At 59.1% G+C, this 20742-nt stretch carries 19 protein-coding genes and 1 pseudogene; 6 read left to right on the top strand and 14 right to left on the bottom strand.

All coding sequences use genetic code 11. The features are described 5' to 3' along the window. From AB4048_RS23540 to AB4048_RS23530, 3 genes and pseudogenes are all read right to left on the bottom strand, one after another. A pseudogene (locus AB4048_RS23540) lies at positions 1–440 on the bottom strand (haloacid dehalogenase-like hydrolase); the annotation flags it as partial. Between the two features lie 114 nt (positions 441–554). After that, on the bottom strand, positions 555–2237 hold the full coding sequence (locus AB4048_RS23535) for an arylsulfatase (protein ID WP_442204418.1): 1683 nt from the start codon (positions 2235–2237) through the stop codon (positions 555–557). Positions 2238–2400: 163 nt separating this feature from the next. Further along, entirely contained in the window at positions 2401–2667 is a 267-nt protein-coding gene (locus tag AB4048_RS23530) for a hypothetical protein (RefSeq protein WP_442204415.1), read from the bottom strand. A gap of 318 nt (positions 2668–2985) precedes the next feature. Here AB4048_RS23530 and AB4048_RS23525 point away from each other — a divergent pair, with 318 nt between their 5' ends. Beyond that, positions 2986–4845, top strand: a complete 1860-nt coding sequence (locus AB4048_RS23525) for a tetratricopeptide repeat protein (RefSeq protein WP_442204414.1) — start codon at positions 2986–2988, stop codon at positions 4843–4845. Between the two features lie 6 nt (positions 4846–4851). On the opposite strand, the gene AB4048_RS23520 is transcribed toward AB4048_RS23525, so the two are convergent. The 4 genes from AB4048_RS23520 to AB4048_RS23505 all read right to left on the bottom strand — a co-directional run bounded on the left by AB4048_RS23520 (position 4852) and on the right by AB4048_RS23505 (position 7133). Then, positions 4852–5259, bottom strand: a complete 408-nt coding sequence (locus AB4048_RS23520; RefSeq protein ID WP_442204413.1) for a hypothetical protein — start codon at positions 5257–5259, stop codon at positions 4852–4854. Next, entirely contained in the window at positions 5256–5582 is a 327-nt protein-coding gene (locus AB4048_RS23515; protein WP_442204412.1) for a CsbD family protein, read from the bottom strand. The genes AB4048_RS23520 and AB4048_RS23515 overlap by 4 nt, the downstream gene beginning before the upstream one ends. Before the next feature lie 104 nt (positions 5583–5686). Continuing rightward, complete coding sequence (locus AB4048_RS23510; RefSeq protein WP_442204411.1) at positions 5687–5974, bottom strand: hypothetical protein; 288 nt, start codon at positions 5972–5974, stop codon at positions 5687–5689. Between the two features lie 271 nt (positions 5975–6245). After that, positions 6246–7133 (bottom strand): DMT family transporter, encoded by an 888-nt coding sequence (locus AB4048_RS23505; RefSeq protein ID WP_442204410.1) that lies wholly within the window; start codon positions 7131–7133, stop codon positions 6246–6248. Positions 7134–7903: 770 nt separating this feature from the next. Between AB4048_RS23505 and AB4048_RS23500 the strand changes: the two genes are divergently transcribed. The 3 genes from AB4048_RS23500 to AB4048_RS23490 all read left to right on the top strand — a co-directional run bounded on the left by AB4048_RS23500 (position 7904) and on the right by AB4048_RS23490 (position 10555). Beyond that, a complete protein-coding gene (locus AB4048_RS23500) occupies positions 7904–8833 on the top strand; it encodes an MYG1 family protein (RefSeq protein ID WP_442204409.1) in 930 nt (309 codons plus the stop codon). A gap of 158 nt (positions 8834–8991) precedes the next feature. Continuing rightward, positions 8992–9474, top strand: a complete 483-nt coding sequence (greA, locus tag AB4048_RS23495; protein ID WP_442204408.1) for a transcription elongation factor GreA — start codon at positions 8992–8994, stop codon at positions 9472–9474. Between the two features lie 55 nt (positions 9475–9529). Further along, positions 9530–10555, top strand: coding sequence for a D-cysteine desulfhydrase family protein (locus tag AB4048_RS23490; RefSeq protein WP_442204407.1), 1026 nt, complete (start codon positions 9530–9532; stop codon positions 10553–10555). Positions 10556–10638: 83 nt separating this feature from the next. On the opposite strand, the gene AB4048_RS23485 is transcribed toward AB4048_RS23490, so the two are convergent. The 7 genes from AB4048_RS23485 to AB4048_RS23455 all read right to left on the bottom strand — a co-directional run bounded on the left by AB4048_RS23485 (position 10639) and on the right by AB4048_RS23455 (position 17852). After that, positions 10639–11532, bottom strand: coding sequence for a sugar phosphate isomerase/epimerase family protein (locus AB4048_RS23485; protein WP_442204406.1), 894 nt, complete (start codon positions 11530–11532; stop codon positions 10639–10641). Positions 11533–11703: 171 nt separating this feature from the next. Beyond that, entirely contained in the window at positions 11704–12351 is a 648-nt protein-coding gene (locus tag AB4048_RS23480) for a nucleoside triphosphate hydrolase (RefSeq protein WP_442204405.1), read from the bottom strand. Positions 12352–12422: 71 nt separating this feature from the next. Further along, positions 12423–13271, bottom strand: a complete 849-nt coding sequence (locus AB4048_RS23475; RefSeq protein ID WP_442204404.1) for a sugar phosphate isomerase/epimerase family protein — start codon at positions 13269–13271, stop codon at positions 12423–12425. Positions 13272–13274: 3 nt separating this feature from the next. Next, positions 13275–14270, bottom strand: coding sequence for an ABC transporter permease (locus AB4048_RS23470; RefSeq protein WP_442204403.1), 996 nt, complete (start codon positions 14268–14270; stop codon positions 13275–13277). Beyond that, positions 14270–15283, bottom strand: a complete 1014-nt coding sequence (locus tag AB4048_RS23465; protein WP_442204402.1) for an ABC transporter permease — start codon at positions 15281–15283, stop codon at positions 14270–14272. Before AB4048_RS23465 ends, AB4048_RS23470 begins: the two co-directional genes overlap by 1 nt. Next, positions 15276–16766: a sugar ABC transporter ATP-binding protein gene (locus AB4048_RS23460; protein WP_442204417.1), complete on the bottom strand. Its 1491-nt coding sequence runs from the start codon at positions 16764–16766 to the stop codon at positions 15276–15278. The genes AB4048_RS23465 and AB4048_RS23460 overlap by 8 nt, the downstream gene beginning before the upstream one ends. 111 nt (positions 16767–16877) lie before the next feature. Continuing rightward, positions 16878–17852, bottom strand: coding sequence for a substrate-binding domain-containing protein (locus AB4048_RS23455; protein ID WP_442204401.1), 975 nt, complete (start codon positions 17850–17852; stop codon positions 16878–16880). Positions 17853–18099: 247 nt separating this feature from the next. On the opposite strand from AB4048_RS23455, the gene AB4048_RS23450 reads away from it, so the two are divergent. After that, a complete protein-coding gene (locus AB4048_RS23450; RefSeq protein WP_442204400.1) occupies positions 18100–19179 on the top strand; it encodes a LacI family DNA-binding transcriptional regulator in 1080 nt (359 codons plus the stop codon). A gap of 105 nt (positions 19180–19284) precedes the next feature. Then, complete coding sequence (locus AB4048_RS23445) at positions 19285–20712, top strand: transglycosylase SLT domain-containing protein (RefSeq protein WP_442204399.1); 1428 nt, start codon at positions 19285–19287, stop codon at positions 20710–20712. The last annotated feature ends 30 nt before the right edge of the window (positions 20713–20742 follow it).

The following is a 20742-nucleotide window of genomic DNA, read 5'->3' as shown; positions in this document are numbered from 1 at the left end:
TGGAATTCGTCGCTCGTCATCCCGGAATGCGTCGCCATGATGATCTCGACGAGGCCCTTTTCTCCCGATGCGGCGAGCGTCTTCATGTCGCCCTCAAGAACGGCCTTGAACGGCTGCTTGGTCTTCCATTCCGGATGGGCTGAAGCCAAAGCCTTCACGCGGTCGAGCGCGAAGGCGAGCTGGGTATACCTCGGATGCTCGACCCACAAGGTACCGTCGTTGTCGAAAACCGCAACGCGGTCCGCTTCCGGAACGAAGTCCGCCGAGCCCTTCGAGGTCACCTTTTCCACGAAGGCGACAATGGCAGCCTTCGGGGCGGTATCATTCCAAGACGGCAGTGGATCGGTCTGCGCCCCTGACGGGCCTGCGAACAACAACGCGGCCACGATACCGAGAGCCGCGTTGCGGACCAGCTTGAGGACATTGGATCTAGCAGTCATGTAACGCTCCCTTGACGGTCCAACACTCGACTTCCAGGACAACCTGGTACGCACGCGGCTATAGTCGCGAACACGACGAGCGGCTCGCGCCGCCCGCCGTATCGATCCTGGGTGTTAGTTGCCTGGCTTGTTCTTGATTGCCGCGTCGATCTGCCTTTTCACGGCCTCGAGGTTGAAGGAAGCCGGGTCCTGCATCGGCGGATAGTCGATTGCGGTTTCGGCCAGTTTCGCAACCTCCTGCTGGACGCTGACAAACCGCCAGAACTCGCGAGCGAAGAAGTCGTTCATGTAGCCGCCGCCGAGATCGTTGAGGCTCTGCTCGCCGATTGAGGGTGTCCGTTCGAAGGGATCCTGGCGGATGTTAACCATGGTTGGCATGTCCGTCGTGACCTTCGCACCCGGCCAGCCCTGCGGCTGCTGGAAGAACTGGTACTTGAAGTCGTCGATGCGAACGGCGCCCAGTTGCGGGCCGCCGAAGTAGAAGAACTCATGACGAGAGGACGGCGCCTTGCCTTCAAGGAGATCCATCTGATTGTAGCCGTCCAGATGGTTCTTGTAGGTCTCATCGCCGAGCTTTGCGCCCTTCAGCAGCTGGTCGGTTATGTTCGGATTGCCGGCTGCGGCCACCAGCGTGGGGAACCAGTCGAGCGCGGAGAAGATGCCGTTTTCCACGGCTCCCGCCTTGACGTGGCCCGGCCAGCGGATGATCGCCGGAGCGCGGAAGCCGCCTTCCATCACCGTACCCTTGGTGCCCTTGAACGGGGTCATGCCGCCGTCGGGCCAGGTGAAGACCTCGGCGCCGTTGTCTGTGGTGAAGACAACGATGGTGTTGTTGGCTTCGCCCGAGTCCTCGACGCATTTCAAGAGGCTGCCGACGCTGTCATCCAGTTGCGCCATGCCGGCCTCTTCAAGGCCGTAGTTGGTTTGGCTGTTCATCAGCGCCTGATACTTCGCCGACAGGAACGTCCAGACGTGCATGCGAGTCGTGTTGTGCCAGACAAAGAACGGCTTTCCGTCGGTCTTTGCCTTGTCCATGAAGTCGCACGACGACTTGACCAGCACTTCATCGAACGTCCCCATGTCGTATTTCGCTTTTGGGGTGATGTCGTGCATGTTCGGCACGTTGTCCATGTTGGCATAGGGCGCCAAAGGCCCCTCGTCGACGATCTTCTGCTTGCCGATCCGGCCCCAGCGTGGTTGCTCGGTCGCGTCGTCGGTGTCGGTTGCCCAGGTATGTATCAGGTTACGAGGGCCGACCTTGTCGCGGTACGACTGATCGTCAGGAAACGAATACCAATAGGGGTCCGACATCGCGTCGAGGTGATAGAGGTAGCCGAAAAACTCGTCGAAGCCGTGCAGCGTCGGCAGGAATTTGTTCAGATCGCCGAGGTGGTTCTTGCCGAATTGACCGGTTTCATATCCTTGCGCCTTGAGCGCGGCTGCCATGGTCGCGGCCTTGTCCGGCATGCCGACATCCGCCCCTGCCTGACCAACGGTCGTCAAACCCGTCCGCAAGGGGATTTCTCCGGTAATGAAGCTTGCTCGTCCGGCGGTGCAACTCGCTTCCGCATAGTAGTCGGTGAACATCATGCCCTGCGAGGCGAGCTTATCGAGGTTCGGTGTCTTCCCGGACATGATGCCGCGATGGTATGCGCCAACATTGAACCAGCCGACGTCGTCACCCATGATGACTAGGATATTCGGTTTAGGCTGCTCCTGCGCTCGCGCGGGTGCGTGCCCGCCGAACACCAGCGCACTGCCGCACAACAAGGCAGTGGTTATAAGATTCTGTTTCATGCTCATCGGATTCTCCCTCTTGGGTCACCGTTCGCCCCGGAGACTAAAGCCCCGTGGCTCACCTCAAAAAATGGTCAAAAAGCACTGATTATCCGCAGCGCAAGAAACCTAGTCTGCGCCTGCCGGCAGAATGGGGAGCGTCGCTAGACGCTCGCAGCAGCGTTCACGAAGGTGGACGCGGCATATATTGCGGATGGCCCTCCATCGAGCGGTCGAGCATGCGCAGGATTTCCGCCTCGATCTCCGCTGCGAGACTGCGGTATTCCTCCGCCTTTCCGTCGCTACCCGCGGCCTGCCAGCGTTGCAGCGCGCGCAGCGCCTCCTCATAGTCTTCACAAATGGTCCGAAAGTCGGCGCTCTTGGTGAAGAGCCTGCGTATGGACAGTTCGCGATGCGGCCAGCGAGTGACGAGCGGGGTTAGTCCTGACATGACGCTTGTCCTGTGATCGCGACAAAGGCCCGTAGAGGCAGCGTTGCTCTGGAAGCGATACAGATCAAGGTACGAACATGTTCGCACCTGCAGGTGCGGAATTGATCCGCACACTGGATGCCGAGATCGCGGACGCGAAGACCGTCACAATAGCTAACCCAATCTGCGCATATTAAAAAAACGGCAGTGGAGGCATACTACCCCCTTCTGGTCCAATCGGATGAAAGCTGGTGAGCGCCGGCGATAGGGTGGTGCGGCGCATGGGGTGTGACAGCACGGACAGGATCTGCCGGTCTTCGCAGCCAATGGGGGTGATCGATGGCATCGACCCGTAACCCGCCTGACGACGAACAGGAAGTGATGCCTTCCGGGCCGTCGCCTGCCGCGCGTCGAGCCCAGCTGGAACGCATTTTGGCTGATCCCGCCCTTCAGGCCAGCCCACGTCGGCGCGTGCTCCTTCGGTATCTCGTGGAGGAGACCCTGGACGGAAGGGCGGACCGGTTGAAGGGCTATTCCATCGCGCTTGCGGTTTTCAATCGTGACGAGTCCTTCAACCCGCAGTCAGATCCAGTTGTGCGACTGGAAGCTCGGCGTCTTCGGCGCGACCTCGACGGCTATTATGCCGGAGCGGGCAGCCACGACCGGATCCGCATTTCGATCCCGCGCGGGGGATACACGCCTCAGTTCGAATGGATGGACGGCGCAACCGAGCAGCAGCCGTTTCACTTGATCGAAACGAGTAATGCTCGGGCCGTCGCAATGCCCTCGGAGCCGCTGGAAGAGGATGCCCATGCCGCAAGCAGCCACAAAGCCGGCGGCCGCACCTGGAAGGCCGGTTGGCTACACGCGGTGGCGGCGGCAGCTTTCCTGCTCATCTGTGCGGCTGTCGGTGCGTGGATATGGAGCAGCCCGCGCGAGCGCGGCTCCGATGCCTTGGCCCGTGGCCCGACGGTCATCGTTCTGCCCTTCGAAGCGCTGAGTTCAGGAGAGGACGATCGTTTTCTTGCCTCCGGACTGACCCAACAGCTCGTTACCTACCTGATGCGTTTTTCAGCATTTCGGCTCTACTCCTTGCCGGCGAGCTTCCAGGTGGAATCCTCGGCCGACCCCAGGGAACTTGGGCGCACCCTTGACGTCTCCTATGTGGTGAAGGGAAATCTTCGCTCCGCAAACGGCTCGGTTCGCGTCGGCGCACAGCTTATCGACGCCGACAGCGGACAGGTCCTGTGGAGCGAATCTTATGATCGTCCGATGACGCCGAGCGCGCTGCTGAACGTACAGGACGAGCTTGCCAGCCGTATCGCCGTTCTTCTCGGTCAGTCCTATGGGATTGTCAACAACGATGCGGCGAGCCGATTGCTCGACAAAGCGGCCGCGCCGAGCATGCCCACCTATGCCTGCATACTTCGAGCGTACGCTTACCGCCGCACGTTCGGAAGCGAGCTTTATCCTCCCGTGCGCACCTGTATCGAGGATTCCGTCCGGCGCGATCCGAGCTATGCCACGGGCTGGGCGATGCTGGGCTGGCTTCATCTCGATGCCGCAAGATTCGATATGGTGCCGCAAGGGGCAGTCAAGAATGAATACGATCAAGCGTTCAGCGCCGCAGACCACGCTGTCGAGCTCGATCCGACCAACATTCTGGCACTTCAAGCTCTCGCCTCGATCAACTACTATGCCGGGCATTACGACGAGTCCGAGCGTCTCCAACGGCAGGCTTTGGCCCTCAATCCCAACGATCCGGATACGCTCGCCCAGTTTGGCTGGCGGCTTGCCGCCCGGGGCAAATGGCAGGAGGGTCTCCCCTATTTGGAACGCGCCATCGACCGGACCGTCAACCCGCCCGGCTGGTATTTCAATCTGATCACCGTTCATCAGTATCTGGAGGGCGACTACACGGCAGCTCTGCAAAGCGCCGAGCGTGGTACCGCCGACGGTTCGGGAATGAGCTGGTCCTTCGTAGCCATAGCGCAGGGCGCGCTTGGCAATCGCGACGCCGCACGACAAGCACTGACTGAAATGGCCACAAGAGCGCCGTCCATGGCCCGCGATCCCGCAGCCGCGTATCGTCGGCATCAGGCCATAGAGTCGACAGTCGCCAGCCTGATAGAAGGCTTGCGCAAGGCGGGTTGGTCGGATCCCGCCACCCAAGCCTCGGTCAATGGCGCAAAGCCCTAGACATCGCTATTGGGCGGTGAAGAACGTGAGGAGTACTTTGCCCTTATCGCCAAGCAGGCAGACGAAGCGATCCGGGCGGCCCGTCTTCTCCTTGCGGGCAATATAGGCTTCGCCAAGCACCACGGTCTTTATAGGGACATCCTCCACCTTCGTATCTGCCTTGCTGATCGCCACACTCTCAAGATCAATGACCAGGTCTGAGATCTCCGGCGACCGTTCCTTTAGAGCGAGTAGCCCGGTGGACTTGCAGGCGCTCACCACCGGATCTTCGGCAGTCTGCGCCATCGCCTGCGAAGAGAGTAGGGTGAAGACAATTGTCGGAATGACCGCCCGTCTTGAACCTATCCTGCTCCTCATCGCCAAAGGCTTCCGGCAGGCTGCGCCGGTGTGCGGCAGAAAAGGCTCGCCGATCATGCCTTGTCGACGATCTTCTTGATCGCCTCCTTGGCTTCGCCCTTTGCGACTTGGGCCTTGCCTTCTGCTTCCTGGATGCTGCCTTTGACCTGTTCTTCATGGTTATCGATTGATTTGCCGAAAGCTTGGCGTGCTTTTCCGGCTACTTCGTTCGCCGTGCCTTTGATCTTGTCTGTCGTGCTTCCCATGACCGTCTCCTTTGGGTTGGTTCTCAGAAACGGCGCGGTCTCCAATTCGTTCCCGTAGTCGGTTTCTTTTGGAGCTTGTTCGACCTGGGCGATGGTATCGCCGGGGCGTCGGCCAGCCCCCTCGGAAATGCACAAGACGCCGAAAGCCCCTGCTCTCTAGCAGGGGCTCGCACGACTGTCGGTGCACTCTTATGCTGGCAGATTGGCGAGTGGCGGAGACTTACGTCTGGCCGCGTATTTTAGTGAATCGAGAAACTCAGAATCGGATACGGATGGCTTTCGCGGAACGTGGAAATCATGCCCATCGCCTGCTCAAGCACAGCGCTCGCTGCTTCCAGTTCGTTAGTTGAGAGCTCTTCTGTTGATCCGCGGATAGCCGAAGCCATGTTTTGCGAATTTTGTGCAAAGGATTGGCTCCCTTCCAAACTCGCTTCTCTCGCGCTCACCTCAAGCGTATCGGCAACCGCTATAAGTATTTCTTCGCGCTCACTTACAGTCATTTCTTGTATTGTCTTAAACCCGTCCATAACTTTAACTCCTAAATAGGAGAGAAAGATGATCTCTCGTTGGGCTTTAATTGGGTACTAATAGAGTTTTACGCAACATTTATTTGCCTGCAATTCTGACATAGCAGGTATCCATATTCCCCATTCCTCAACTGCTCCTTAGTCGCTTCCGGAACTGGCCTTGCAAAATATCGCCAGGGATAGCCATCCCTCAAAAATCAAGGCAACGGAGACTTGCCCAGACGTATTGACATAGTGTCGTAGAATTCTTGGCAAGGGTTGAGGAATTCCCCTAGGATTTCACATGGGACTTTTCGCTGCTGGAACCAAACGTGGCGAACAGGCAGGCGGCGATGATCAGGGCCGCTCCGGAGAAGGTCCAAACGCTCGGCACTTCAGCAAAGAAATAGTACCCAAGGATCATCGCCCAAACAAATGCAGTGTACTCCATGACGCCGAGGCGAGCGGCGTGCCCGCGCGCATAAGCCCAGGCGAGGCAGAAATGGCCGCACGTTCCGAACAACCCGACAAGCAGACCAAGCATCCAGTGCGATGGAGCGACCGGTTGCCAGTTCCATAAACCGACCGGCAAAACGATGAGAAATGCCATGCAATTGGCTAAAAAGACGATGGTGAATACCGAGTCATGCGCACTCTGCTGGCGCATCAGGACCATCGATAACGCATAGAAAAACGCGCATCCGAGTGCTGCCATCAGCCCGATCAAATCGGTCCCCTCGCCTCCAACCATTCCGTCACCGCGTGCAATCACGGCAACCCCACAGAAACCGACGAGGGTCGCCACCAGCGCATTAAGTGACACCGTCTCCTTTAGAATAACGCGGCCAAGAAACGCCATCAGAAGCGGGGCAAGGAATGTGAGCGCAACAGCCTCCACCAACGGCAGGCGATTGATCGCCGTAAAGAAGCACACCGCTGTGCCCACGACGAAGACAGCCCTCAGCGCATTTCGCCGAACGGCGTCGCGAGACGGCAGTTTTCTCCAGAATAGGAAGTAGATAAGGCCCGCAAAAAACGTTCCCATGCCGTAGCGGATCGTTATGGCCTGCATCAACGGATAGCTGTGCGTTATTTCCTTCATCGCCGCATCAAGCAGCGACAGGAAGGCGACGCCCAGCCCTGACATCAGAACCGGCATCCTCGATGCTTCATTCCTCATTTTTGCTCCGACGCAAGGGTGCTTCCCTGAAATTTATGAGTAGTTCATCACGACTGGCGATCGGGTTGGGCCGCCGCTGGCTGTTGCACCCGGCAATAAAGCAAGACTGGCTAACACCGACTGAGCTTCATAGATCGACGGTCGCCGCTGTGACCAGCCTGCGACCTTCATGTCCCCCGCATTTTCTTTGAGATTTAAGCGATACGTGGCAATGGCGACACCGAAAGCAATCGCGGTACTGTTTTCGTTGCCTTCCCGCCACAGTGCGGATCGATCGGGACGGCCTACCTCTTTCGCGGTATTTGAACGCGTCGCGTCCCGAGCTAACCTTTTGCGTGGGGATACTGGGGACGAAAGCCACTGACGCGGCGTACAGGTTTCTTGCGTCGGTGGCTTTACTTCAGCCGACGATAACAAACATTCGTATTTCTCTGATATACCAAAAGAAAAAGCCCCGCATTGAACCGGCCGCGGGGCAGTTGATTGGGAGGTGATTGCCTGCTCAATCTAGCATCATCGACCATTCGAGGTAAACAGGGGCGAATCTACCTATTTTGGGCAGGCGAGAGCGCTCTCTGGCCAAAGCCGGCCGATGGGATCGAGACCGTTATCGGCGCCACGATTCCGACTGCCGTCATGCCTCGTTCGAGCCAACCAAGACTGGGCCAATCCCCCGAGTAGACGAATGGCGGGTTGAGATACCTTCCGGCAACGGCTATCTGGTGCATCCTCAAGCGGCCGCACCGCGAACAACAAGGCTCGAAACCGGCATGATCCCAGATTTTCTCGTAACCCATTCCGGTGGCTTCCATGCCGACGAAATATTCTCCAGCGTCATCCTGACCCGGCTTTTCCCCCAGGCACGTCTGATCCGCAGCAGGGCGCCGGAATGGATCACGCCCGGCGCGGACCGCGTCATCTACGACGTGGGCGGCGCCTACGACGCTGCCGCGCAGATTTTCGACCACCATCAGCGGGGCGCTCCGCTGCGCGACGATGGACAACCGTACAGTTCCTTCGGACTGATCTGGCGGCATTTTGGCCGTGACTATCTTGCGGCCATGAGCTTTTCCGAAGAGCAAATCGAGTCGGTACACGCATCTTTCGATACGAGCTTTGTGCTCCCGGTGGACCTGGTCGACAATGGCGTGCTCGGCCCCTCCTCGGCAGGCCAGCTATCAGGGCTGACGTTGCCAGCTTTGCTGGAGACATTGAAGCCGGCTTTCGACGAGGCGGACCCCGAGGCCGAAGAGCGCAGTTTCCACGCCGCACTTGCCATTGCCCGTACCTTCATTGAGGCAAAGATCGCTAAAAGTGCCGCGAAATTTCGGGCCGAAGCCCTCGTGCAGCAGGCGATTGAGGATGCGGGCCAGGCACGCATTCTGGAACTGCCGACGGGGATGCCGTTCCGCCCGGCGATCGTGAAAGCGGGCGCCGATCACCTGCTCTTCGTCGTTCACCCCCGCGAAAAGGATTGGTGCCTGACCGGCATCCGCCGCGCGGACGAGGGTTTTGAACTCCGTGCCGACCTCCCCGCCGCCTGGGCCGGCCTGACCAACCGTGACCTGGAGGCGGTTTGCGGCATCGATGGCGCAAGCTTTTGTCATAATGGCCGGTTCATCGCCGCCGCCAAAACCCGCCAGGCGGCTCTCGCCATGGCCGAACTGGCGGTCATGGAGGCAATCTCGAACGGGCAATAGTCGGTAGTCGACGTGGCAGCGTCTTAAGCCGACCAATTCCAGCCACCGATGACAGTCAAAAACCACTTCGAAACGTGGATCGATATCGATCGCCTTTGAGCAGAGATTGGCCGTTCGTCCGTTGCCGGTGTATGCTTGGTTCTGAGAGGAGTTTGAGATTGGCCGTTGCATTCACCAAGGAAGAGAGCTTCGAAACTGCTTCGGAGACCCTGCTGCCTGACCGTCCCATTTCCCCCTACCCCAACCTCGTTACGGAAACGGGTCTAAGGGCTTTGGAGGCGCAGCTTCAGCAAGCTCGCGAAGCCTACGATGCGACAATCACGATCGAAGACGTAAACGAACGACGGCGGCAAGCCGCAAGCCCATTGCGGGATCTGCGCTATTTTGCAGAAAGAGTTCGCACCGCTCAGCTTGTTCCTGATCCGGCGTCAATCGAGACCGTTGCTTTTGGAAGTACGGTAACCTTCAGCCGCCACGATGGTCGCGTGCAGACCTATCGTATCGTCGGCGAGGACGAGGCGGATCCGAAGGCCGGATCGATATCCTTCGCGTCTCCCGTGGCCAGGCTTTTGATGGCCAAAGCAGCCGGCGATGTCGTGGGCGCGGACGATCAAGAGCTGGAGATCATTGCCATCTCCTAGAGCGTCCAATACCCAGCAAGCTTTCTTACCTTATCAATGGTCGCAGGAGCCGACGATGCAAATCTCTTCAATCTTGGATAAATTTCCAAGAGTTCGCCTGATGGCGAGCCCGACGCCAATTCAACGGCTCGAGCGCCTTGAGCAGGCTCTCGGCGATCGGCGGCGGGAGGTTGCGATCTGGGTCAAGCGGGACGACCTCATGGGTCTCGGAGGCGGTGGAAACAAGCTACGCAAACTTGAGTTTCTGCTTGCGCAGGCCCGATCGGAGGGCTGCGACACGGTCATTGCCATTGGCGGCGTCCAATCGAACTTCGCTCGCCTGACGGCCGCCGCTTGCGCACGCTCCGGATTGGCCTGCGAGCTCGTCCTGGCGCAGATGGTTCCGCGGATTGACGATCTCTACCACAAGAACGGCAACGTGCTGTTGGACAACCTGTTCGGAGCACGGTTGCATGTGCTTTCGACAGGTGACGATCCGAAGCAGTTTGCCGAAAGCCGCGCGGACGAGATCGCCGCGTCGGGTGGCAGGGCGTTTATTGCCACGCTCGGCGGCTCGACGCCCGTCGGATGCCTCGGCTACGTCGACTGCGCTTTCGAGATCGCCGCGCAATCGGCTGAGATGGACATTGCGTTCGACCGGATTGTCATCCCCAACGGCAGCGGCGGCACGCACGCAGGTCTCGCCGCCGGCATGATCGTGACTGGTAGTTCCGCAAGCAGGGTAAGAGCGCACAGCGTCGTGTCGTCACGGGAATCTACGATGTCCGCCACGGCCGACAAGGTGAACGCGGTTCTCGAACTCCTGTCGGTCGAAAAGCGGGTCGAGCCAGACGAGCTCAACGTCAGTGGCGGCCAACTCGGAGACGGGTACGGCATCCCAACGGCGGCTATGGTCGACGCCGTCAGGACGGTAGCCCGATCGGAGGGCCTGCTTCTTGATCCGGTCTATAGTGGCAAGGCCTTCGCCGGCCTGTTGTCCGATATTGAGGACGGCGCCATCCCTCCCCGCTCGAACGTCCTGTTTGTCATGACAGGCGGAACGCCGGCACTCTACGCGTATGCCGACGTATTCGCCCACTAGCTTTTCTGGTCGAAAGCCGAACGTGCCGCCCGCTTTACCTCGCCCGCGCGCTGCCAATCCCGACGTTTTCAGCGCGTGGCGGTTCAGGGCAGTCGGCTGCGTTCCGCCTGACGAAGCGCCTCCTGCGCTGCCTTTAGCTGAGCGCGCGTGTACATCAGGGCGTGCGAGGCCAGATCGTGGCCGTCCTCCCACAGGTTACGCCAAATACCCAGAATGCCTTCCAAGGGCTGGCCGACCACGCGCGACGAGAAGCTCTCGAATGTAATCGGACCGGTAAAGCCCGATGCGACGATCGCGCGGAACACTCCTGCCAAGTCGATTGTCCCGGAACCCATATAGCCACGGTGCGAGTCACCTGTGTGGAAATAGCCCAGATAGCTGCCAGTATCCCGTATCGCCGTGGGAACGTCGGATTCCTCGATGTTCATATGGTAGACATCGAGGTGAACCTTGACGTTGTCCGCCCCGATGCGCTTGCAGAGTTCGACGCCCTGCGAGGCGGTGTTCAGAACGTTGGATTCGTAGCGGTTCACGACTTCGAGCCCTAGGGTTATCCCGCTTTTTGCAGCGGTCTGCGCGACCTGGCCGAGAATGTCGGCGGACATCGCAACGCCGGCGGCCGTCGTCGGGATGCTGTTTTTCTGGAAGGCGGAGTGCAGAATGCCGCAAACGTGGGTAGCGCCGAGATCACGCGCAACCGCGAGCGCCTGCTCCAACTTCGCTTTCCCCCGCTTCGCCTTCTCGATATCCCCGCTGGAGATGTCGGTGTCCGCGTCGAGGCCGAGCGAAAAATTGATGCCGATTCCGTGTTTCTCAAGCGCCCGACGCGTGAAATCGATATCGATGGAACTCGGATCGAGAGCCGGTGCCTCGATGAAATCGTAGCCGACTTCCGCGGTTTTCGCGATTGCCCGCTCGCATTCGCCATGGCTCCAGCCTGCTTCCCATACCAGAGCGTGTACACCCAACTTGTTCATATCGGTCTCCTTCAGTTGTCGACGTGTTGGCGTGGCTCACCAGCGAGTGAAGCCACAGTTCGCCGAACCCCTGCCCCAATCATGGGACCAGCAGTGTCGGCAGCGAGGAAAAGAGCAGCGTGGGCTTGTCCATCGCGGATGAACCGCAGGAGCGCGTAGCCGCGGTCAATCTCAATTATTGTCGATGCGAAGGTCGGGCTCGGCGCTCCCTTCGATGATTGCCATGCCGTTCGGGAGATCGTTCTCCTCGACCTTCCTGATAATCTCCGTCTCGCCAAGGCCAAATCCGCGCCAGCGCTGTTGGAGGCGATGTCGCAGTTGCTCCTTGTCGACATCGACGAAAACGGTGAAGTCGAAAATCTCCTTCAGTCTGTCCCACGGCGGTTGCCGGGCGAGCAGATAGTTTCCTTCGCAAACGATGATGTCGGTGGAATTCGCAATAAGGTTGGCGCCGGCCCGGGCAATCTCGATCGAACGATCAAAGACCGGAACCGCGACGACGTCGTCCTCATTCGCCTTCAGGCGCTTCAACATGTGGCGCAAGCCATTCGCGTCGAACGTGTCGATGGCGCCTTTGAATGCGCGGCGTCCCATCTGTTCGAGCACGGTGTCGTCGTAGTGGTAGCCATCCATGGGAAACAGGGCGGCACTTTGGGCGTGTTTGTTGTTGATCATCTCGACCGCACATTCCGCCAAGGTCGATTTACCCGAGCCGGGCGCGCCCGCAATGGCGATCAAAACTCGGCGGCTACCAGCTTCAGCGAAGCGCTGGACGGCAATCGTCGCGATCTGGTGTGCGTTGACTTCGATTTTGCTCAAAGGGAACATCCCATAGCCTTTCAGTGCATCGTGCGGTCGATTGCGAGCGGGAAACGCCGCTCGCTTCGACATCAGTACAATCCGTATTGGGCGGCTTTGGAGCGCAGGAATGAGAGACCGTTGTCCAACACTTCATCCGCGTCGCGTGCGACCGGACGCCACGTCGATATGTCGCCGGCCATCTCCGAGGGCATGCTGACGAAGCTTTCGAGCGTAAGACCGCCCTTGAAGCCCGTCGCTGCCAGGCAAGCAAAGATAGCGTCCCAGGGAACGTTTCCGTAACCAGGTGTTCCGCGGTCGCTTTCCGACATATGCATGTACTTCAGATGATTTCGCGCACTCAGGATTCCGTTCGCCGCACCCTTTTCCTCGATGTTCATGTGGAAGGTGTCGAGGTGGACGAAGACATTGGCCATCCCGATGCGCTCGACCAAGGCGACCGCCTGCTCGGCCGAATTGACAAGATGGTTCTCGTAGCGGTTCACCGCTTCCACGCCGAGTTGGATGCCATTTCGCTCGGCGTGCTTTGCGGCCGCCTCCAGGGCGCGCGCGACGTTGTCATACTCGGCTTTGGTCGGAGGCGAGCCCGTGCGCTCGTTCGTGCCGCCGTAGGTCACGCCAGTCAGCGCTTCGCCACCCATCGCCGCCGCTTTCTCGATTGCCGTCTTGAGGTGTTCTATCGCTGCCTCCGGGCGAGCCGATGCCCATGCCGCCTGCGGCAAGACAAGTGAACAAGCGGCACGAAGTGCATGTTTCTCCAATAGCTTTCGGGTATGAGTGGCATCGACGGAGGGCGCGTCCACCAGTGGAATTTCGATGAAATCCATCTTGTATTTGACTGCGCCGGCGATCGCCCGCTCCGCACCGGAGCGGTCCCACTTCATGGTCCACATGCTTGCGTGTATGCCAAAACCTTGCACTTTTTAGCCCTTTCTTCTGCGTGAAGCGAAGTAGGTCGAAACAATCGTCCTTGCGGCCATGACCACGATCATCAGCACGCCCCAAAGGGCTGTCGCCAAATGCTGGTTCGCACCCATGAGGTTGAGCCCGGAGGACAGGAGTTGAAGAACGATAAGCGCGACAAAGACGGGCAATACCCGGCCGAACCCGCCAAACGGGTCGATGCCACCCAGGAAAGCGGCGAGCACGGTAATCAGCAGGTAGGATTCGCCGTGGCCCACGCGGACCGAGTTGAAGCGAGCAAGCATGATGACCCCGGCCACCGCACACATCAGGCCTGAGAGCGTATAGACAAGGATCAAGATCCGACGCGTATTCAGGCCCGAGTAGCGCGCGGCTTCGATGTTGGAGCCGATCATCAGCAGACCGAAACCAAGCTTGAAGCGCGTTAGCAGAAGCTGCCAGATCGCGACGCAGACAATGAAAATGAGCAGCGGAATCGGGAGGCCAAAGATTTGTCCATGGCCAATCGGAGCAATGAAGCTCGGGAAGCCGGAGACGTCACCGCCGCGCGTCAGAAACTCGCCAAGACCGCGCAGGAAGATCATCATGGACAGAGTGATCAGGATAGGGTGGGCACGCGTGTAAGCAATCGCCGCGCCTGTCATGAAGCCTGCAGCCCCGCCGACGGCAAGTGCCGCCAAGACCCCAAGCAGGAAGGCGCCGGGAGGGGCATCGACGCCACCGTAGGACTGAAGCACCCACGCGGCGGCCAGCCCCGAGAGGTTCGCAGTGAAGGTAACAGAGAGGTTGATACCGCCGGTCAGCAGCGGAAGCAGCATCGCGAGCGTAAGGAGCCCGAGTTCGGGGAGCTGGAATGCGACCGATCCAAACGTGGCTGACGAAATGAAGTTGTTCGCTGCCAGGCCGAAGATCACCATCACCGCCAAAAATGCGATTGCAGGTCCCGTCATATCGGCGCCGAAAGTGGCGTTGAATTTTTGAGCGATGGCTTTCATCAGCGTGTGCTCCCCCTGCTGGCGGTGCTCTTGGCCAAAAATGGCAGCAGCTTGTCGAGGCGTGCGGACGACAGCGTGATTGCGATGAGAATGATCGCACCGACGATCATCTTGAATGCGAACGGTGAGACACCCATGAGATTGAGGCCGTTCTGCGTGATCGAAACCATGAGCACGCCAAGGACGCATCCGATCACCGAGCCCTTGCCGCCGCCCAGCCGTGCGCCGCCCAAAACGGTGGCTGCAAGGACGTCGAGTTCACGTCCGTAGAGAGCGTTCGGTACGACCTCTTCCGCGTAGTGGGCCTGCATCAGTCCGGCGATGCCAGCCATCAGGCCGAGCCAGCCGAACGAAATGTAATGCATCGCTCCAATGTTGATCCCGAAGCGGCGCGCGCCTTCCGGATTGTCGCCAAAAGCGTAAAGCTTCCGGCCCGTTGTGGTGCGCGAGATCATGAACCAGGTCGCGATACAGCAGAGGATCATGACCACGACCGGCAGCGTGAGTTCCGCCCACGATCCGTCCGGCATTTCATGTTCATAGAAGACGACGCGCGTCGTCAGCCACTCAGGCAGATTGTAAATCGACACGCCTTTGGTGAAGAACATCAGCAACCCGAAGAAGATGTTGAAGGTGGAGATCGTCGCGACGATCGAGATGATGTTCAGCTGGTAGACGAGCGCTGCGTTGATCAACCCGAGGCCGATGCCCACGGCTCCGGCAATAATGAAACCTTCAGCCCAGTTGCCTCCCCCCAAAGCGCCGAGCGCGAGAGCGGTGACGTACTGCACGACGGACGCCGCGACGGCGAACGAGATATCGATCCCGCCTGAGATCAGGACGACGAGCAACCCTACCGCGAAGATGATATTGACGGCAGAGACGTTCAGCACGTCGAACGCGTTCGAGATGGTTAGAAACTGTTCAGCGCCAAACGACAGCCCGATGCAAAGCACAATCATGACCGCCAGAAGCGTGAATTCGGTCGTGTGTCCAAGGATCATCCTACGCATAGACGGCAGACTCCAGTTCGGTGAGCGACATGCGTCGCGGGTCATAGGTCGCGTGAATCCTGCCTTCCACCATGTGAATGATGCGGTCGGCGTTGAAGTAGACCTCCGGCGGTTCGTCGGAGATCAGGATGATCGCCAGCCCCTGGGCCGCGAGTTTGCGGACGATGTCGAAGATGCCCGCCCTTGCGCCGACATCGACACCTACCGTTGGGGCATCGAGAATGAGAATCTTGGGGCCGATTGCCAGCCACTTGGCGATGGCCACGCGCTGCTGATTGCCACCGGAGAGCGTTCGAATGGGATCCTCGGGGCTGCCGATTTTCACGCCAAGCGCGGAGATCCAGTGATTGACGACGTTCGCCTTCTTGCTTGGCGAAATCAGTCCACCGGACAGGATGCGGTTGAGCGACGCCATCACCAGATTGTCGGCGATGGATTGTGGCTGGTTGAGGCCAAGGGATAGACGGTCTTCGGACAGGTAGGCGACACCGGCGCGGATAGCATCGCGGTTGGAGCCGAAATCCACCCTCTTGCCGTCGATGGCAATCTCGCCCGATTGCGGACGGTGCATTCCAAAGAGCGCAAGAGCAAGTTCCGTGCGACCAGCGCCCAGAAGTCCGGTGATCCCGAGTGTTTCGCCCTGGCGGAGCTCGAACGAAATGTCCTCGAACTCCCTGGCTCTTGAAAGCCTCTTCACCGATAGCACCACGCGTTCGTTGTCGTGATCGGAAGCGATGACGGCGCTATCGAAATTGCGGCCTGTCATCAGCTCGGTAACCCGTGATTGAGTCATGCCCTCCACCGGAAATACGCCGACGAGCGCGCCGTCGCGCAAGACCGTCATTCGGTCGGAAATCTGAAGCACCTCGGCGAGGCGATGCGAAACGAACACCACTGCCACGCCCGAAGCGGACAGATTTCGAACGATATCGATGAGATAGTCCGTCTCCGACTGCGTCAGCGACGCGGTTGGTTCGTCCATGAAAACGAGACGGGCCTCGCCAACCAAAGCACGCGCGATGGCCACGATCTGGCGCTGCGCAATCGGCAACTCCTTCAACGGAAGATGAAGATCTAGGCTTACCCCGAGCCGGGCGAGAGCCTTCTCCGCTGCTTCTTCGATGGCGCGCTTGTTGACGAGCCCGAATTTTCCGTTGACGGCGTATTGAAAGCCGATGTTTTCAGCGACCGTCATCTCTCCGAAGAGTGCGAGATCCTGCCAAATCACCTGGATCCCAAGCGACTGCGCCAGGGTGGGTGTCATTGCCGTGATGGGCTTGCCGTCAAAGAAAAACTCGGCCCCATCCTGCGGCTTGTAAACCCCGGTAATGACCTTGATCAAGGTGCTCTTGCCGCAGCCATTTTCTCCAGCGAGGCAATGCACTTCTCCCGGATTTACATCAAACGACACTCCCTTGAGCGCGCGCACGCCGCCAAAAGTGACCTTGATGTTCTTGAGTGACAGGAGCGGTTCGGCGCTCATCATGGCATGCCTCCCTGATCCGCGGGATCGACGGACGACGCAGGTTTTCTTTTCGTTTCCGAATTCGGGTCGCGTGGAGCTAGCTCCCCGCGACCCTGGGCTTGGGGAGGATCAGAGGCCCATACCGACAAGCTTGTCGATGCTATCCTTGTTGATCGCCAGCAGTTGGTCGACGACGATGGTGTTCCCTTCGGGAGTGATCTTCCCGAGGCCCTCGATTTCATCTCCGGCTTTGAGGCTCTCGCCCTTGGAGATGCGATCCGTGAGGGTCACGAACACCTCACCTGCCTGCTTCGGATTCCACATGAAGCCGCCGGTGAGCGCCCCCGACTTGATCAGCTTGGCACCCTGCCCTGGCGAGAACGGGCCGATGACGAAGACTTTCCCGTCCTTGCGACGCTCCTCGACAGCGCGCCCGGCACCAATCGGACCCTGCGAACCGAACGCAAGGAAACCCTTGAGGTCGGCGTTCGCCGCCATCAGGTCGAGAGCGGTCGAACGGCTCTTATCCACATCCTCGGCAACGCCGTAGCGATCGCCAACCAGCTTCATGTCGGGATAGTTCGCCTTGATGTAGGCGATGGCGGCATCAGCCCAGGCATTGTGCAGCGGCACGGTCAGCGAGCCGACGAACACCGCGTAAGAGCCCTTGCCGCCCATCTTTTCGGCAAGCAGCTTTCCATGCGCCTCACCGAAGCCCTTGGCCGAAGCAAGCTCGAAATCCCAGTCAGCGCCAACCTGCTTCGGCGATTCGTGGGTGATGACCTTGATTCCGGCTGCCTGAGCCTTCTTGAGGACCGGCTCGAGCACCTTCGCATCGTTCGGCACAACGCCGATGACGTCCACCTTCTGGGCGATCAAGTCTTCAATAGCGCGTACCTGGAGGGCGGGATCGGCGCTGGTCGGGCCAACCATGAAGCCTTCGACCCCGAGCTTGGCGCTCTGTTCCTTGATGCCTGCTTCCATGGCATTGAACCACGGAATGCCGCCGATCTTGACGACGACGCCGACTTTGGGGCCAGCAAAGGCAGTGGATGCGAGAAGCGCCAGCGAAAGGCCGAGCGTGACTGCGAGCATTCTCTTCATGGGATCTCTCCTCCTCCATGGATGGGCTGACAAGGAAGATCGCCCACAGGAACCCGATGTTCCTGTGCTGAACGTTTTCGGTCCCGTTTTCGGAACCTCCTCCCTTACCGCCTCCTCTAAGCGACCATCGCGCACAATCGGTCTTGCAAAACTGCACAATCGATGGTGCAATGAGATTAACACGAAAAAGCCTTTCGTCAATACACCCGTTGATCTAGACAGGAAGAACCGCTTAGGAGATTCCAGCATGACCGAAAAAGAGCAAAAGAAAGCAACGATTTACGATCTGTCGGTTGTGTCAGGCGCGTCGGCCTCGACGGTCGCTGCGGTGCTAAATGGCACCTGGCGCAAGCGGCGCATCTCCGAAGAGACGGCGGAAAAGATCATTTCGCTCGCCAAAGCGCACAAATACACGGCCAATCTGCAGGCCCGTGGCCTTCGAAATTCCCGGTCCGGGCTGGTAGGTTTGCTGGTCCCTGTTTACGACAATCGTTTCTTTTCTTCCATGGCCCAGACGTTTGAAGCCCAGGCTCGCAAGCGTGGCCTTCTGCCAATGGTGGTGTCGGGGCGTCGCGATCCGGAAGAAGAGCGGAATACCGTAGAGTCGCTCATCGCCTACTCCATTGACATGCTATTTATCGCCGGTGCAACCGATCCCGACGGTGTTCATCAGGTGTGCGCGCGAGCCGGCCTTCCCCATGTGAATATCGACCTTCCCGGCAAGAATGCCCCGTCGGTGATTTCGGATAACAAGCGAGGAGCGGAAGCGCTGACCTCGGCGATCATAAATCATGCCGAAAGAATGGGACCGCTGACCCCAGAGGACGTGTATCTGTTCGGCGGCCGGGACGACCATGCAAGCCGCGAGCGCGTTGCCGGCTTCCATGCCGTCAAGGAGGCTTTTTTCGGAGTGACGAGCATTGGCGACATACAGAGCACCGGCTACTCGCCAGGGATGACGCAGCTCGCCTTTGAGCGTTTCTTCGAGCTTCACGGCAGGTTGCCGCGTTGCTTCTTCATCAACTCATCGATCAATTTCGAGGGCTTGCTTCGCTTCATGGGGCGTCACGATGGCGAAGCCTTCGGCGACATTGTCGTTGGATGCTTCGACTACGATCCGTTCGGATCGTTTCTTCCGTTTCCGGTCTACATGATCCGGCCAAACATCGCCGAGATGCTGGAGAGAGGTTTCGAACTCCTCGAACAGCCCGTTACCACCCCTCAACTCGTAATGATCGAACCTCAACTGGTCCCCCCGCGCACAGCCTTGGAAGGACCTCTTGACGCGTTGCGAGATCCCGCTCCTACGACTGAACTTGCCAGCTAGTCTAATTTTCCTAAAACCACCGCCCAGAAGAGCAAGGATGTCCGTAAGGACAACTACCCGTGTGCGGGGGGCTCGGGTAGAATGGGGTTGGTTTGGGGGACGAAGATGTCGAAACTATTCGCGGTTTTCTTGACGAGTTTCTGTCTGTTATTTCATTCGGCGGCCGGCCCGGCATCGGCCACCCAGGAGACGCCGCTGCTTCGCCCCTTCACCGGCGACTTCGAGGCGATGGCCAAGCGTCGTCTCGTCCGCATCATCGTCCCCTACAGCAAGACAATCTATTTCATCGACAAGGGAGCTCAATACGGCACCGCCGTGGACTTTGGGCGCGAGCTGGAAAAGGTGCTCAACGCCGGCCGGGAAAAGGAGATCGAAAAAATCCGGGTGGCCTTCATCCCGACGGCGCGCGACGAGTTGATACCTGCGCTGAACGAGGGCCGTGGCGACATCATCATGGCCAATCTCACAGTCACGCCAGAGCGTCAGAAGCTGGTCGATTTCGCAGCGCCGCTGTTCGACAACGCGAAGGAAGTGCTCGTTGCCGCGCCCTCAGCACCGGAGATCGGATCACTGGACGATCTGGGCGGCAAGGAGATTTTCGTCCGCAGGTCGAGCAGCTACTACGAGCATCTGGCAGAGATCAACCGCAGTCGCGAGGCCGCCGGAAAGCCCTTGATCACGTTGCACCCCATGGATGAAAGCCTGGAGGACGAGGATCTGCTGGAAATGGTCAATGCCGGGCTCCTGCCCTGGACGGTCGTCGATGAATACAAGGCCCGCATATGGGCCTCGGTGTTTCCAGACATCAAGACGCGGGACGACGTGCTGATTTCATCCGAGGGACAAATCGCCTGGGCCATCCGCAAGAACAGCCCTGAGCTCAAGTCAATTCTCGACAAATTCGCCGAAGAGCATCGTATCGGCACTACGTTCGGCAACATGCTGAGGAACAAGTTCTACAAGAGCGACAAGATGGTACATCGCGCCTACGCACCCGATGACCTGAAGAAGTTTCGGGATCTCCTTGCGATCTTCAGGCAGTATGGCAGCAGCTATTCCTTCGACTATCTGATGCTTGCCGCACAGGGCTATCAGGAGTCGCAGCTCAACCAATCGCGGCGCAGCCCGCGTGGAGCCGTCGGCATCATGCAGTTGCTGCCGTCAACGGCGGCGGACAAGGCGGTCGGCATCAAGGGCATCGATAAGAGCGCCGAGCGCAACGTCGAGGCCGGCACGAAATATCTTCGCCACCTGATCGACACCTATCTGAACGAACCGGGACTTACTCCCCGCGAGCAGTTCCTGTTTGCCTTCGCAGCCTACAATGCCGGCCCCGCCAACCTGAAGAAATTCAGGCAGAAGGCAGAGGAAATGGGCCTCGACCGCGATCGCTGGTTCGGCAACGTTGAAAACGGCGCAGCCGCCATCGTTGGGCGCGAGACCGTGCAGTATGTCGGCAACATCTACAAATACTACATTGCTTACAACCTGCTCGCCGACAAGGTCTACGATCCAGACGCCGCCAAGAACTAGTGAAACGCTGTTTGGGATCTTCCGCACCCG

The organism is Rhizobium sp. RAF56 (genome assembly GCF_052113965.1).
Classification (GTDB): Bacteria; Pseudomonadota; Alphaproteobacteria; order Rhizobiales; family Rhizobiaceae; genus Rhizobium.
This window is presented reverse-complemented; position numbering and strand designations above follow the sequence as displayed.